General features: G+C 47.0%; 18 protein-coding genes. 3 read left to right on the top strand and 15 right to left on the bottom strand.

Translation table 11 applies throughout. The features are described 5' to 3' along the window. Nucleotide 1: 1 nt before the first annotated feature. Nucleotides 2-1,360: a glycosyltransferase family 2 protein gene (locus ABEW73_RS28870; RefSeq protein WP_430171717.1), complete on the top strand. Its 1,359-nt coding sequence runs from the start codon at nucleotides 2-4 to the stop codon at nucleotides 1,358-1,360. On the opposite strand, the gene ABEW73_RS28865 is transcribed toward ABEW73_RS28870, so the two are convergent. The 12 genes from ABEW73_RS28865 to ABEW73_RS28810 form a co-directional block, all read right to left on the bottom strand. Then, the gene (locus ABEW73_RS28865; protein WP_430171718.1) at nucleotides 1,334-1,537 is read right to left on the bottom strand and encodes a hypothetical protein; all 204 of its coding nucleotides are present in this window, start codon (nucleotides 1,535-1,537) and stop codon (nucleotides 1,334-1,336) included. The genes ABEW73_RS28870 and ABEW73_RS28865 overlap by 27 nt on opposite strands. A gap of 25 nt (nucleotides 1,538-1,562) precedes the next feature. Continuing rightward, nucleotides 1,563-1,973 (bottom strand): hypothetical protein, encoded by a 411-nt coding sequence (locus ABEW73_RS28860; protein WP_430171720.1) that lies wholly within the window; start codon nucleotides 1,971-1,973, stop codon nucleotides 1,563-1,565. Nucleotides 1,974-2,337: 364 nt separating this feature from the next. Continuing rightward, nucleotides 2,338-2,868, bottom strand: a complete 531-nt coding sequence (locus tag ABEW73_RS28855) for an NUDIX hydrolase (protein ID WP_430171721.1) — start codon at nucleotides 2,866-2,868, stop codon at nucleotides 2,338-2,340. Nucleotides 2,869-2,901: 33 nt separating this feature from the next. After that, on the bottom strand, nucleotides 2,902-3,429 hold the full coding sequence (locus tag ABEW73_RS28850; protein WP_430171723.1) for a GNAT family N-acetyltransferase: 528 nt from the start codon (nucleotides 3,427-3,429) through the stop codon (nucleotides 2,902-2,904). A 132-nt stretch (nucleotides 3,430-3,561) separates the two neighbouring features. Continuing rightward, nucleotides 3,562-4,464 carry a metal ABC transporter permease gene (locus ABEW73_RS28845; RefSeq protein WP_430171725.1) on the bottom strand — a complete coding sequence of 301 codons (903 nt, stop codon included), beginning with the start codon at nucleotides 4,462-4,464 and terminating at the stop codon, nucleotides 3,562-3,564. Then, a complete protein-coding gene (locus ABEW73_RS28840; protein WP_430171727.1) occupies nucleotides 4,461-5,399 on the bottom strand; it encodes a metal ABC transporter permease in 939 nt (312 codons plus the stop codon). The genes ABEW73_RS28845 and ABEW73_RS28840 overlap by 4 nt, the downstream gene beginning before the upstream one ends. Nucleotides 5,400-5,402: 3 nt before the next feature. Further along, nucleotides 5,403-6,131, bottom strand: coding sequence for a metal ABC transporter ATP-binding protein (locus tag ABEW73_RS28835; RefSeq protein ID WP_430171730.1), 729 nt, complete (start codon nucleotides 6,129-6,131; stop codon nucleotides 5,403-5,405). Between the two features lies 1 nt (nucleotide 6,132). Beyond that, complete coding sequence (locus ABEW73_RS28830; protein ID WP_430171732.1) at nucleotides 6,133-7,104, bottom strand: metal ABC transporter solute-binding protein, Zn/Mn family; 972 nt, start codon at nucleotides 7,102-7,104, stop codon at nucleotides 6,133-6,135. A gap of 451 nt (nucleotides 7,105-7,555) precedes the next feature. Then, nucleotides 7,556-8,152, bottom strand: coding sequence for an AAA family ATPase (locus tag ABEW73_RS28825; protein WP_430171734.1), 597 nt, complete (start codon nucleotides 8,150-8,152; stop codon nucleotides 7,556-7,558). 131 nt (nucleotides 8,153-8,283) lie between these two features. Further along, nucleotides 8,284-8,709: a GNAT family N-acetyltransferase gene (locus tag ABEW73_RS28820; protein WP_430171783.1), complete on the bottom strand. Its 426-nt coding sequence runs from the start codon at nucleotides 8,707-8,709 to the stop codon at nucleotides 8,284-8,286. Nucleotides 8,710-8,719: 10 nt separating this feature from the next. After that, entirely contained in the window at nucleotides 8,720-9,112 is a 393-nt protein-coding gene (locus ABEW73_RS28815; protein ID WP_430171736.1) for a VOC family protein, read from the bottom strand. A 78-nt stretch (nucleotides 9,113-9,190) separates the two neighbouring features. After that, entirely contained in the window at nucleotides 9,191-9,385 is a 195-nt protein-coding gene (locus ABEW73_RS28810) for a hypothetical protein (RefSeq protein ID WP_430206408.1), read from the bottom strand. Nucleotides 9,386-9,465: 80 nt separating this feature from the next. On the opposite strand from ABEW73_RS28810, the gene ABEW73_RS28805 reads away from it, so the two are divergent. Next, nucleotides 9,466-9,675 carry a hypothetical protein gene (locus ABEW73_RS28805; protein ID WP_430171740.1) on the top strand — a complete coding sequence of 70 codons (210 nt, stop codon included), beginning with the start codon at nucleotides 9,466-9,468 and terminating at the stop codon, nucleotides 9,673-9,675. 42 nt (nucleotides 9,676-9,717) lie between these two features. Here ABEW73_RS28805 and csaA read toward each other — a convergent pair whose 3' ends face one another. From csaA to ABEW73_RS28790, 3 genes are all read right to left on the bottom strand, one after another. Further along, nucleotides 9,718-10,047 (bottom strand): chaperone CsaA, encoded by a 330-nt coding sequence (gene csaA, locus ABEW73_RS28800; protein ID WP_430171741.1) that lies wholly within the window; start codon nucleotides 10,045-10,047, stop codon nucleotides 9,718-9,720. A 175-nt stretch (nucleotides 10,048-10,222) separates the two neighbouring features. Continuing rightward, on the bottom strand, nucleotides 10,223-11,095 hold the full coding sequence (locus tag ABEW73_RS28795; protein WP_430171743.1) for an arylamine N-acetyltransferase family protein: 873 nt from the start codon (nucleotides 11,093-11,095) through the stop codon (nucleotides 10,223-10,225). Nucleotides 11,096-11,200: 105 nt separating this feature from the next. Next, nucleotides 11,201-12,622 carry a PLP-dependent aminotransferase family protein gene (locus tag ABEW73_RS28790; protein ID WP_430171745.1) on the bottom strand — a complete coding sequence of 474 codons (1,422 nt, stop codon included), beginning with the start codon at nucleotides 12,620-12,622 and terminating at the stop codon, nucleotides 11,201-11,203. A 264-nt stretch (nucleotides 12,623-12,886) separates the two neighbouring features. On the opposite strand from ABEW73_RS28790, the gene ABEW73_RS28785 reads away from it, so the two are divergent. Further along, nucleotides 12,887-13,516, top strand: coding sequence for a thioredoxin family protein (locus ABEW73_RS28785; protein ID WP_430171746.1), 630 nt, complete (start codon nucleotides 12,887-12,889; stop codon nucleotides 13,514-13,516). Nucleotides 13,517-13,781 lie beyond the last annotated feature (265 nt).

Raw genomic sequence — 13,781 nt, 5'->3', positions numbered from 1 at the left:
TATGCTGGTGTTTATTCTTCCAGGTTTAAATCCCCATTTAAGCGAGAATACTGCAGCATCGGTTCAAAGCGTTTTCTCCGATGCCCGTCATGTGATAATCCCTAGCGAAGAAGTGACCGCATCGATCCTAAATGAAACACTTGCCCGGGAGATTGGCCCGTGGTTCATGACGCTTTATGCGGGAGACTCTGTCCAGCCTCATGCCAAGGTAGAGATTGAACAATGGCTGAGGACCTGCAGCGACCACTCAGCCGGATATATCATAAATCCGGTTTCGATTATGGATCAGTTGGTCCTCTCCAAGAACAGACACGTCCCATCCTTGCGCATTCCCCGTGGACCGCTGTTATGGCGCACGAAGACTGTCATGACCGGACAGACACCGGGTTTTAGAACCAGAGTGCAGCTGCCATTCCAGAGGTACATATTGATCGATAAACAATTCGAGCTGTCCGCGCGATATGAATGGATGGAGGTTGATTCCGACGGAATCTTATACCATCAACGCGCGGCTCCCGCCTGGATGAAAGAAACAGAGGAATGGCAAGCCGTATTACCTCTTCTCCAAGATGGAATTCGAGAACAATCACAGCCACCAGTGGTCTCATGTCCTCCTCTGGTTACCATTGCTTTGTGCACCTATAATGATGGCGCATATCTCCCCTGGGCTGTGCGGTCCGTATTAGCGCAGACCTTCGGGGCATGGGAGCTTGTGATTCTTGATGACGGATCAACCGATGCAGAGACTGCACATTATCTCATGAGGCTGCCTCAGGATAATCGCATTAAGCTGATTCGACAAGAAGATAATACGGGCAAATCACGAGCTCTGAACAGAATATTGAACCTAGCGGAAACTCCCTGGTTATTGGAGCTGGATGCCGATGATTGGCTGGCTCCCGATGCGCTGGAGATCCTCATAAGGGAGGCTGGTGGCCATCCGAATACTGCCGTCGTGTATGCTAATCATATGGAATGGCTGGAACGTGCGAATAAACAGCTGGTGTATCAAGGAGTTAAAGTTGCCCCCTCTTCCTTGTCTCCCTTTGTGCTGCTGCACGATGCCCCCGCCGTCGCTCCGCGCATGTTCAATGTTTCTATACTTAAGCAGGTTAATGGCTGGGATCATCATACTCTCTTTGAAGGGAGACTGTATGAGGATATCGGACAATTAATAAAGCTATCCAATACACATAAGTTTTATCACGTACCGGAGGCGCTGTACCACCGCAGATTAAGAACGTCCAGTATGACGCATCGGCATCCTCATCAATACATGGAATGGAAAAATTCCATTATAGGCGAGTCTGAAACATGGAAACACGGCCATCATTCAGAGAGGCAGAATGCGCACGAATGAAACACTCTCATGAAGTACAGTGACTACTTGAGAGGTAGGGATATAATTCGAGCTCACCACTTCCGCTGTAATTAATCCGCCTACTGAAGATCGTAACTGACCTTGCAGAAATTGATTGACCTGAACAATCTCTACCGTTCTGCCCACGAATGTAGCCAGAATTTCTGAAAAGTTCATACTATCTAATTCCTCCCATCTTTTATCAAGCGATAGACAAGAAACTGCGGAGCGGGATTATGACGATACTGCTGTTCGGCTCTGCAATTTGTACATAATCTTCTCCAATCTCGATCAACGTCCCAAATATGGTACCCGCCGTTGTTTCCACCGTAACCCGGCTGTTCAGCCTTCCTCTCAAAAAAGCAGTGACACTGCCGCCTGGGCCTGGACTTGGTCTGGCTTGTAAAGCGTTCACCTGCTCTTGAAGCGCATGGATCCGTTCATTCAATCGAACAATCTGCAATCGGATCCCTGCAATACTGCGAATGAACTTTCGACGCAGAGATAAAAATTTACTCCACACCGAATACGAGGTTATTTTACGCTTTTTCTTTTTTCGAACTATAATTTCCTTGCCTCCCCCATCAAGACTCCTGTTCCAATATCTCCTCACAAGTGCCCCTCCCTTTATATAGTCATTGGTACGTTATGTGAATGCCCGGACAGTGGCAAACCGTAATGTCAAAGATAAGGAAATGGCCTAATTCGCTTAACACCGGAAACCAATCATCAGTGGTACGCCATCCGATCATTTCCGGTATTTCCCCTTCATCTGGTGTTCTACCCATACAGATATATGGAATGATACATATTTTGTTAAATAGACCCTTGCACCAGAGAGGAGGCTACCCTTGAATAAAATCATTTCATTTAATACCGGTACAATGACTGACAGTTTCATAAGCTATTACAGATAAGTTCTGTATGGCACGGCTCTTCGTACGGCTTTTAGATCATTTTTGAATCAATTTACACTCTTAATCCACGATATGCTTGTTCTCTTTATGCTGAAATAATCCCTTGAGCAAACCTTGCATCATCGCAAAGACCAGCTCGGAGTCCTGTAGCTCGTTCTCCTTAATTCGGTGCAGGCATTCCGTTACGCTCATTCTTACAACGTCGATGCGCTCGTATCCCTCGAGCTGTTGACCCGCTTGACTTATCACCTCATCAGTATAATAAACATGGGCGATTTCATTGCATCTCCAGGACGCCGGATACAGCTTGCCCAGATAATGAAGCTTGCCGCATATGCAGCCCGTTTCTTCCAGCATCTCGCGGCGTGCTGCCGATTCCAGATCCTCCTCCTCGCCTACGCCACCGCCAGGTAACTGAATGACGTAGTCATCCACGGCGGCGCGATATTGACGGATCAGCAGCAGCTGATCGCCATCCTTAGCCAGAACCACAACGGACACATGATTCTCTTTCGTATAATACACTTTACCTGACGCTTGCTCGTAAATCGAAATTCCGTTATGACGGATCAACAATTCGGTTTTATCCATGCAGGCAGAAGCTCCTTAACAATAGGATAGATTTTAGACTTCGAATTCCTCTTTGAGGATGGAGAATAAGTAGGAATCATGATAAGCGCCTTTAAACCATAGGTGCTGCCGAAGATGCCCTTCCTGCTTCATTCCGATATGGCGCATGACCGCAGCTGACCCGATGTTTCCCGGCCTGCAGGTGGCGTAGATCCGATGAACTCCAAGCTCCTTAAAACCAAAACGGCACATGACGCTTGCAGCTTCCGTAGCATAGCCCTGTCGCCAATACGCTGAATTCAAGCAATACCCAAGCTCTGCGTTCGTCTTGGATCGATGAAGACCCACACCCCCGATTAAATGGCCGCTATCTTTCAGCACGATCGCCATTTCATAGCTGTCACGAGGGCTCTGCTCTTTCATTTGGCGGATTTCCGTTAAATATGCTGAGGTATCCTCTTCCGTATTCGGTCCCCACATCGTATACTCGGTCACTAGTGGGTCCGAGGCGTAGGCATGAATACTAGCAAAATCCTCCTCCTGAAAATCCCGGATCACCAGTCTTTCTGACTCCATCTGCATATGTACTCGCTCCTTTGAAATAACCTTCATCATAACACGGAATTTTTCCTGATTATACCACGCTCTAAGTGTTGGAAGAAAAAAAAGAAGCCTGGGCATCTAATCGCCCAAGCTTCATACAGCATCCTTTTATTAGGATACACCGTCCAGTTTCTCTTCGCTGCCGTGCGTATTCAATTTATGAAGATAACGGGAAAGCACGCCATGTCTCGGAGAGAACAGGAAGCTGATAATAAATACAATCCCGGTGGCAAATGCCATAGATCCTGAGATGGAGGTGTCCAGCCATAACGCGACATAGTAACCCATGAATGCAGAGATGACGCCGAATGCTCCGCTTAACACCAGCATAATGGAGAGTTTATCCGTCCATAGATAGGCTGCGGCGGCAGGTGTTATAAGCATAGCCACTACCATGATCGCTCCCACGGCATCAAACGATGCAACCGTTGTGATGGAAACCAGCGACATAAATACATAGTGCATGAGTACGACAGGAATGCCGATGCTGGCCGCCAGAGCCGGATCAAAGGAAGTGATCTTCCATTCCTTGTAGAATGCCAGTATCACGATAACCACGGCGAGAAGCACGGCTGCCAGCATGAAGGTAGCTTTTGGCACCTCACCTAGCAAAGGAACGTGCATTACATCCCATGGCACAAACGTAATCTCGCCCATCAGCGCATGCTTGGTATCCAGATGGGCATTGCCAACCTGAGTTGCAATCAGAATAACACCGATCGCAAACAAGGTTGTGAATACCACGCCGATGGATGCATCCTGCTGTACGCCACGTGAGTTAAACCATTGTACCAGTACCGCAGTCAGCAATCCGGCAATAATCGCTCCGATCAGCATATGAGGTCCACTTAGTTCTCTTGTGACGATAAACGCCGTTACGATCCCAAGCAACACAGTATGACTGATCGCATCGGCCATCATCGCCATTCTGCGCAGAATCAGGAACACGCCAACGATACCGCAAGACAATCCGACGAGAGAGGCCGTAAGCAATATCCATCCTGTATAGGTCATTGATTGCTCCCCCTTTCGGACAGCCGGGGACTTAAAACAGGTTGGTTATTGGAGTCCATATGTTCTTTTTTCTGAGAGCGGAGCTGCAGCGCCTGGATCAGCAACCCCTTCTCAGCACCGAAAATCAGGGAAACCGTAAACAATACGGAAGAGGCTACAACGATAAACGGCCCTGTAGGCCATCCTTTCCCCATTGTGCTGACCAGGGTACCAACAAACCCGGAGCCGCCTCCAAATATAGCCGACAAAATGACCATCATTTTGAAGGATTGAGTCCAATATCTTGCGCTGACGGAAGGTATGATTAGCATGGCCGCCATCAGAATGACGCCAACAGCCTGAATACCAATGACGATAACGAGAACGAGCACCCCCATATAGAGGGTATTCATCAGACGGCTATTCAACCCTAATCCCCGGGCAAAATCGGGGTCAAACAGAAACAGTTTCCATTCCTTAAAGCCAATCGAGACGACCAGAATAACTAAAGCTGCCAGGATGAGCATCGTAAAAACATCCTTACGAACCATGGACGCAGCCTGGCCGAAAATAAAGTTATCCAGACCGCTCTGATTCCCGCCCGCTGTACGGTTCACAATCGTAAGCAGCATAATGCCCAATCCGAAAAATACAGATAGAATCATGCCCATGGCCGTATCTTCCTTAATGCGGCTGGAGGTACGGATCCACTGGATCATCCAGGCCCCGATTAATGCGCTGGCAGCAGCCCCGAGTATCATCACCAGCAGATTCTTGCTTCCCGTCAATGCAAAAGCAACCGCCACACCGGGAAGAGCCGCATGAGACAACGCATCACTCATCAAGCTTTGCCGCTTCCAATAGGCGAGACAGCCAATCATGCCGGCTGCCATGCCCAGAATTAACGTGCTCAATAACACCCATTGCGTGTTGGGAGACAATAATGAATTCAGCATGCGTTACGCCTCCTTCATCCAGCGAAGCGAACCGCCGTAGGCGCGGTAAACATGTTCCTTCGTGAATACGTCTTCCGTCTTCCCATGCGCAATGACCGTACGGTTCAGGAGCAGCACATGGTCGAAATAATCCTCAACCGTCTGCAGATCATGATGCACAACCATTACGGTTTTGCCAGCCATTTTCAGATCTTTCAGGGTTGTCATAATGGCCCGCTCGGTTGCGGCATCAACTCCAGCTAACGGCTCATCCATGAAATAGAGATCGGCATCCTGGACAAGCGCCCTAGCGAGGAATACGCGCTGCTGCTGTCCACCGGAGAGCTGGCTGATCTGCCGGTCGGCAAAGTCCGCCATGCCCATTTGATCCAGCGATGCCATTGCTTTTTCCTTATGACTCTTGTTCGGTCGCTTCAGCCAGCCCACCCGGCCATACAATCCCATCATGACAACATCCAGTGCGTCGGTCGGGAAATCCCAGTCCACGGATCCGCGCTGCGGCACATAGCCGACACGGGTCTTGGTTTTGCTTAAGCTTGATCCAAAAAATGAGACATTGCCGGACAGCTTGGGGTGAAGCTCCAGCATGACCTTTAACAGCGTTGATTTACCGGCGCCGTTTGGCCCCACAATGCTGGTTAAAGAGCCTTGTTCCACTTTAAAGGAGACATGGTGGAGCACTTGATTTTTACGATAGGATGCATTGAGGTCTTGAACTTGAAGTACAGACATTTTATTCACCACTTCCTGTTAATGCATGATAGATTGTTTCTACGTTATGACGATACATTCCGATATAAGTCCCTTCCGTTGTTCCCGCTTCGCCCATGGCATCAGAGAAGAGCTCTCCTCCAAGCTTTAAATCCAGCCCTTTCTTGGCAGCACCTTCAATGACGGCATTAATCGAAGCTGGATTGACACTGCTCTCGACAAATACGGCAGGCACCTTGTGCTGCAGCAGAATATCGATCGTTCCGTTAATATCCGAGAGGCCGATTTCATCCTCCGTACTTAGACCTTGCAGTCCAACTACCTCCAGACCATGCAAGCGGCCGAAGTACCCAAAAGCATCATGAGCGGTTACCATGACCCGCTGCTTTTCCGGAATCTGACTCAACTTATCCTTGGCCTCGGCTTTCAATTCATCCAACTGGGCAAAATATTTCTGCTTGTTCTCTTCAAAATAGTCAGCGTCATCCGGGGCCAGGGACTTCAGCTTCTCTACCGCCGAATCCAAAGACGCTTTCCACAAATCGATGTCAAACCACACATGGGGATCGATGGCCTGCTTATCGTCCTGCAGCAATTGATCCTTCGGAATGGCATCTGCAATCGCCAGTACAGGTTTGTTCTTACCGATCTGCTCGAATATTTCCGTCATGTTGCCTTCGAGATGAAGCCCGCTATAGAAAATAACATCCCCACTATCCAATTTCTTGATATCGCCTTGGGTTGCATTATATAAATGCGGATCGACGCCAGGCCCCATCAAGCTCAGCACCTCGACCCGATCTCCCCCGATAACGGAGATGGGTTCCGCAATCTGTCCAATGGTTGTAACCACGCGAATTTTCTTATTTGCCTGATCACCTCCTGCTCCGTCCTGCTGTACTTCTCCCGAAGCGCATGCGGATAATACCAGCAACAAACTCAGAATGGCTGCCCCTATGAGTATCCTGCTTCTTCTAGTCCTCTTATTCTTCATCTTCTTCTCCTCCACTCCACATCAATAATGAGTTTGCTCAATCCTTAGACGATCTTGGACATCTCAAGCCTCGTTCTGCCATTAACTAATTATTTTGCCCTTATGCAACTTTAATTCCCATGTACAAAAAATAATCCATCTTAAGGTTTTTGTCAATTGAATTTTATAAATTCATACATCTCATCCTGTTGGGATCGGTCCATTTTCTCTTGATTTTATTGAATTCCCCGTACATACAGAGCTTATTTTTCATCAAGGAAAAATATTTAGTTATATATAAAATATTTTAGTGAATTGATTTTGAGTGAACTTAAAAACACAAAAAGACGACTTCTCCATTAGAGAAATCGTCTTCTTTTTTCTGTATCTGGGTATCGTTATATTCCAGCTCTCGCTAAAACTCTACACCACGCACTTTTGAATAATCGTCTATCTCCTGTCCATCCACTTGTTATCCAAAAAATCGGATATGCGAAAATTTGGTTTTGATTCGATCGAGTTTCTTCTTAGCTGAGCTGCGATGATCAGGCAATAACTTCACATTGGCCAAAGCGCCAATCGTCTCTACAACCTGGTCGATCGATAAATGATCTGTGTCGATATGATGCTGGAACACATCATTCGAGAATCCGCTGATACACCGGTCAATTTGTTGTGCGGCCCATGAACTCGAACCTTCCCCTCTGCTCCGCAGTCGTCTAAGGAGTACTTCCTTGGAAGCGCACAATGTAAAATGCTGTACGACCACGCCATCACGTCTCAAATGACCCACGATTTCATCGAAATATTCCGCGTTCGTTATCGTCATCGGAGTGATGATCAATTGATCGGATTCCTGGTCTAAATACTTAAACATGGAGTAATTAAATTCCCTCCACATCGGATAATGCTGAAAGTCATCGCGTTTGGCATCCTTCGGCACATTATCGCGAATGAAGTAACCTGCATTCTCCGGATCGTACACGTACGAGTTCGGGATTCTTCGCTGAAGCTCATGCGCAGCCTGGGTCTTACCCGAACCGAATGCGCCGTTAACCCATATAATCACAGATGAATCCCCCTTCTTAACAGGGCAAACTTTTATAAAATCCTTTTATGATACCGTCCTCATATCCGAAGGATTGATAGAATTTTACCGATCCCTTTGCCTCGGTAAACACTGAATACGAATAAATTAAACTAGTCTTTCCTACGAAAGTCCGGCATTCGAGTCAACGTTTTGCCATGATCGCGGACAAAACCATATTGTTCGTACAGACCATGGGCATCCCGCGTAGACAATATACCGAATAAATTTCGGTAATCTTCGTGGGTGGTAATCGTTTCGATTAATTTCTTCCCCACACCCTGCCCCCGATAAGCCTCATCCACAAACACATCACACAACCAATAGACGGTTGCGCCATCCGTCACCACGCGAGCAAAGCCGATCTGTCGGTTGTCGTAATATGCCCCGAAGCAAGTAGAACCTTCTAGCGATTTCTTGATTTTGTCATCCGAGCGCTCGTTAGCCCAGTAGCTTTGCCGCAAAAAATGTACAATGGCATCCAAATCCAACAGGGAAGCGTCGCTGCTAATGAGGACCTGCTTAATGTCGATGTCCATCATCACACCGCTAGTCCCTTTTCCCGGAGCCAAATGCAATCACATAGTTGTCCGGATCTTTAATTGCAAAATCCTTCCACACACCCCAGGCTGCTTCCATTAATACAGGCTCCTGTACCACTTCGGCACCTCTGGAGGTCAGTTCCTCATACAATTCATCCAATTCGTGGTGAGTATCCACGTATGCGTATGTATCCCATGGTGTCTCTTGGTCCTTGCCTGCTGGATTCGGTGTGACATCTGTACTCGATTTTGCCTGAATCAGCTTGAATCCGAGCGCAAAATCATCCCTGACCGCCCAAACGTCATTCACTTCGCAACCCAGGACTTCTTCATAGAACTGTTTGGAACGGGTAAGATCGGACACCAATCGAACTTGGACTGCGAATTGAATCTTGCTCATAAGATCATCTCCGGTTATTTTTTATTCCATATTACAACCGTCCAGTTCGCATAACAAGAACTTTTCGTAAGCTTATTTTTAAAACTGTTCTTTTCCGTAATATTTTCGCAAAATAGGCGTGGCTTTGTTCACGACATACCGGCTGCCGCCCCGATATCCTGACCGTTTACCGCTTTCTTCTCGGCCGCGCAAAACCTCATGATATACTTGCTCGGATCCTGATTTACCGTTAAGTTCATTCGGTCCATACTGCGCCTCAGACGCATTGGTCAAATCCTCCTTTGTTACTTGGAGGATGACTATATGGGAGATTTAGATCCGGATTTTATTCCACGATCCAGCTGCCGGAGCCATTGAAAGCATATCAGTTGGTTAACCATCTGGAGAATGAGAACGTATATGTTCAGGATGCCGACAGCATGTTCTTGCCTGAGTTTAAGCACGAATCCATGCGACTGAGCGTATCTCAGGTGAAGGAGGAACTAATCGAAATCGGTGTTCAGAAAATTGCGGAAGGAGCCGCGGAATGGTTGAAAAGGCGCAGCGAGGTGAGGTTCATCTAGTCGGTCTAAGCCACAAGGACCGGACCGACAGATGAAATAGGTTTAAGCGATGGGAGTTCCATTCGGCAGATCGACATCCGGCTTCAGCAGTACGACGTCTCCCTGTTCAGGAACCCCGCCGAGGACGAGCACTTCGGATTGATAACCCGCTATGCGTCTAGGCGGAAAATTGACGATAGCTACCACTTGATTACCTATGATGGCGTCCGCATCATATCGATTCGTAATCTGAGCACTTGTGCGTTTGATCCCGAGCGGGCCGAAATCAATCTTCATTTTGATGGCCGGAACGCGTGCTTCCGGGAAAGGCTCTGCTTCCACAATCGTCCCGATCCGAATATCCAGTTTGGTGAAATCATCGATGGTTGCCATGACTAAATCTCCTTACAGCTAAGTTATGAGGCGAATGATGCTTCACAACCCGAATTTTATGTACCATCTTACCACCTGTGTTTCCGGGTATTCAAGTGACAGATTGGTTTAGCGTGTTCTATGCCGCAAGAGACACCTCAAGAACCGAATTGAGGAGTAGCATTCGACGTCTTCTCTACTCGTCATTCTCCATAAGCTTCATCCAATTCTGATGCTGCTTGCATACCTTAGCCCATATCAGTTCCCGTTCGATCATGGAATAGTTGACGAGCGACTCATTAAATATGTCCGCCAGGATCTCGAACCATTCTGACTTCGATGAAATCTCTACCGTATCCAGGGCGTTGCCGCTCCACTTTCTCCATATGCAGCCTTTGAGTTCATTCATGCCCAGCTCGTGCCTTTGCTTGACAATGAACAGATCCATCCATGGGGATTCCGGTGATTGACTATAAAATGCATGGTTTGATTTAAACATATCCAGGCTGTTCACAACATCAGGGGCATAATCTACGCCTACATACGAATAATGGGGGGCATGGATCAACCTCCAGCCATGATCCGTTATGCGGGACGGCTCAAGCACATACCGAAAAGGTCCCTGTATATATTCTCCGAATTTCAATGGGATCGGCTCCCATGGCATATCGCCCAGACCGACATCTACGAGCCACCGCTCCTCTTCTCCAAGTTGTTCATGCAATAGACTTACCGTTATCCCGAGATGAAAGCCGTTAATCCGAGGTTCTTGTCCTAATGGCTGTACTCCAGCCCGATGCCAATATACCTTATAGCCTAAGGCTCGAAGAAGCGCGGTAAAGGCTCCATTCAGATGAAAACAATACCCGCTTCGATGCTGGATCATCAGTTGTATAGATTCTTGTATATCGATGGATGTCGGCTTCCCAGCAAAAATATCCAAGGTCTGCCAAGGTATTCGCTCCACATGGGCTTTATGCAGCTCGAACAAATATTCCTTTGTCGGAGCCTGAATATCCGAGATGCCTAAACGGTTTAAATATGCCTTTACCTCACTTTGGGTGATCATAGCATGCACTCCTACTTTTTTTTGCTTATCATAAACAACAAACTGACCCTTATGAAATGGTCAGTTTCGATAATTTATAAAAGACAGGTTAATAACATACTGTGTTCAGTCCATGTTCCAAGCCTTTTGCAGAAGCCGAATTCCCGATTCCATTTCAACTGCGGTCAAGCTTGCAAATCCCATGTATAACCTCGGGAACTGGTTCGCATCTTGCTCGTGGTTCATCCACATTTTTCGCAGGTCATATACGATAACTCCGACGTTCGCGGCCTCCTGAATCAATTCTTCCGAGGTCACTTCTTTTTTGACAATCAGCTGAATGTGGAGTCCTGAATTCTGACCGGTAACTTCAACAAACCCGCCAAGATAAGTCTCGATCAACTCTATCAACTGATGATGTCTCTTCCTGTACAGATTACGCACTTTACGAATATGACGGTACCAATGCCCCTGTTCAAAAAATGCAGTCATTGCCCACTGTTCCAATCGTGAAGGGGCAAAGAATACTTCCTGACGCATGCGGGATATTTGATTTAGCAGGGCCGGTGGCAGGACAAGATAGTTCATTCGCAATGTCGGAGTCAACACTTTCGAGAACGTGCCGGCATATATGACTCGCCCGTTATTATCCAATCCTTGCAAGGAAGGAATGGGTTTCCCCTGGTAACGAAACTCGCCGTCATAATCATCCTCGATAATATATGCGTTTCTGGCATGGGCCCACTTCAGTAATCGTTCCCGCTCCGGATAAGGCATGATGCTTCCCGTCGGGAATTGGTGAGAGGGCGTGACATATACGAGCTGTGCGTGGCTGCACTCCAGCTGGTCAAGCGAGATTCCCTTATCACTAAGCGTAATCGGAAGTAAATCGCAGCCATTCAGCTGAAATTGATCTCGTACCAAGCTGTAACCCGGCTCCTCAACCGCAATATGCTTAAGCCCTGGCAGCACTCTGGCAAGAAGCCCCATGCTATAAGCTGTTCCGGCGCCTATCACAATTTGATCAGGTGTTGAATGAACCCCTCTGGAATTCCGTAAATATTCGGAAATCACCGTGCGAAGCCCGTATTCACCCTGCGGATCTCCATACATTCCAATTTCACTCACATGCTGTTCCAGCGCTTCCTTCAGTATTTTATTCCAGGTTCGTACCGGAAAAGACGCTTGATCTAATCGAGTGGGATTAAAGTCAATAAACCCATGATTCGAGTGCGCATAAGAATGCATAACAGACAACGTCCTTATAGAAGGAGGCTGCTGTTGATGGTGGTGTGATAGTTCCTTGTATGGATTCATGACGTATAGCCCCGACCTCGGTTTGCTGATCACATACCCTTCTGACGTTAACGTGTGATAAGCCGTCTCGATCGGCGTTTTGCTTATATTGAGTTGAAGCTGAAGGGCACGAACGGAAGGCAATCGTTGTCCGTCGGGAATGGTACCATTACGGATACCCTCACGAATTTGCAGATATAACTGCTGGTATAACGGGAATTCGCTTTGCTCAGGTAGAAGAATATCAAACAAGTTGGACCACCTCAGGCATTCTTATATAAAATTCACTGGCTTAATCATAGATATGTTTACTGAATTATACATTAAATCCAGTCCCGGTTGCTCGCATCCTTCGTCACGGAGCCCTCAATCGATCGTACAACATTCATTAACATCTGACTTTCATAAACAGATAACAACTGACCATTTCTATGTGGTCAGTTTTGTTTTACGCTAACGATAGCTTGGATGTATATCCATATGAATCTATTACGTTATGAAAGGACGTATGATCCTATGACTCATCCCATCCATCTCCAACACAAAATCGGCCAGGGCATAACGCCTCTCCAATTTATGGAGAATATGAAGATTCGGGAAATGAAATTGAGCAGCATCCCCAATACGAAGGAATTATTTAGACAAGTCTATGATCGCTTCCAATGGGAGAACGAAGAGGCAGAGCAATTCTTCACTTCTGAGCGAAATCAATTCAACCAACTGCACTGCCTGATTCTCTGTACGGATTGGTGTCCGGATGTCATATGGAATGTTCCTGTACTGTTTAGAATATTGGAATATAGCCGTATCCCGTCCGAAGTGCTTATCATGGAAGATCATATGGAGACAATGGACCTGTTTCTCACGGATGGCGGACGCGCCCAGCCGATTGCAGTTTTCCTCCATGCAACCACAGGAGAAGTATTAGGAACTTGGGGCGCTCGACCGGCATACATTCAGAACGTCATGGGCGAGTTCAAAAGGAACCATCCCGACAAACAAGCTGCAGCCTATCAAGAACAACTGGACCAAACGTACACGAAGATCGGCGAGCTCTACCGTGACGGTAATGAGTATCAGAAGGTCATGATTCAGGAATTAAAGCAACGATTCACTTCGTTTATACCTAATTTGAATGGTTATTGAACAAGTCGGCCTGTAGAACCCATAGCATGAAGGACGCCACGTATTTTGCTCTTGTCATATTTGCTTCCTTGATAAGCACCGATGACCGCCTTGGGCGAAAGCGTGATCCCTTCCCCTTGACTCATCAAGCGATGAAGGAGAGTTGTTTCTGACATTGTCAAAGTTAAATAATGAACATGCAGGATGAAATAAATCACATTCCCGCTGCTTAAATCTTCCTGAATATGTTATCATTACTATCGACGATGCCTTAGGAAATCACAGT

Origin of the sequence: Paenibacillus lautus, assembly GCF_050482385.1 — a bacterium.
In the GTDB taxonomy this organism is placed as follows: Bacteria; Bacillota; Bacilli; order Paenibacillales; family Paenibacillaceae; genus Paenibacillus_AQ; species Paenibacillus_AQ lautus_B.
Note: the sequence above shows the minus strand (reverse complement) of the source record. Positions and strands in the feature narration are given on the sequence as shown.

Bases quoted from the DNA above. Each gene is read 5' to 3' on its own strand.
- ABEW73_RS28795 (WP_430171743.1), bottom strand. From the start codon at position 11,095: ATGATCACCCAAAGTGAGGTAAAGGCATATTTAAACCGTTTAGGCATC.
- ABEW73_RS28845 (WP_430171725.1), bottom strand. From the start codon at position 4,464: ATGACCTATACAGGATGGATATTGCTTACGGCCTCTCTCGTCGGATTG.
- ABEW73_RS28785 (WP_430171746.1), top strand. From the start codon at position 12,887: ATGACTCATCCCATCCATCTCCAACACAAAATCGGCCAGGGCATAACG.
- ABEW73_RS28855 (WP_430171721.1), bottom strand. From the start codon at position 2,868: ATGGATAAAACCGAATTGTTGATCCGTCATAACGGAATTTCGATTTAC.
- ABEW73_RS28830 (WP_430171732.1), bottom strand. From the start codon at position 7,104: ATGAAGAATAAGAGGACTAGAAGAAGCAGGATACTCATAGGGGCAGCC.
- ABEW73_RS28815 (WP_430171736.1), bottom strand. From the start codon at position 9,112: ATGAGCAAGATTCAATTCGCAGTCCAAGTTCGATTGGTGTCCGATCTT.
- ABEW73_RS28840 (WP_430171727.1), bottom strand. From the start codon at position 5,399: ATGCTGAATTCATTATTGTCTCCCAACACGCAATGGGTGTTATTGAGC.
- csaA (WP_430171741.1), bottom strand. From the start codon at position 10,047: ATGGCAACCATCGATGATTTCACCAAACTGGATATTCGGATCGGGACG.
- ABEW73_RS28865 (WP_430171718.1), bottom strand. From the start codon at position 1,537: ATGAACTTTTCAGAAATTCTGGCTACATTCGTGGGCAGAACGGTAGAG.
- ABEW73_RS28850 (WP_430171723.1), bottom strand. From the start codon at position 3,429: ATGCAGATGGAGTCAGAAAGACTGGTGATCCGGGATTTTCAGGAGGAG.
- ABEW73_RS28870 (WP_430171717.1), top strand. From the start codon at position 2: ATGCTGGTGTTTATTCTTCCAGGTTTAAATCCCCATTTAAGCGAGAAT.
- ABEW73_RS28820 (WP_430171783.1), bottom strand. From the start codon at position 8,709: ATGGACATCGACATTAAGCAGGTCCTCATTAGCAGCGACGCTTCCCTG.
- ABEW73_RS28835 (WP_430171730.1), bottom strand. From the start codon at position 6,131: ATGTCTGTACTTCAAGTTCAAGACCTCAATGCATCCTATCGTAAAAAT.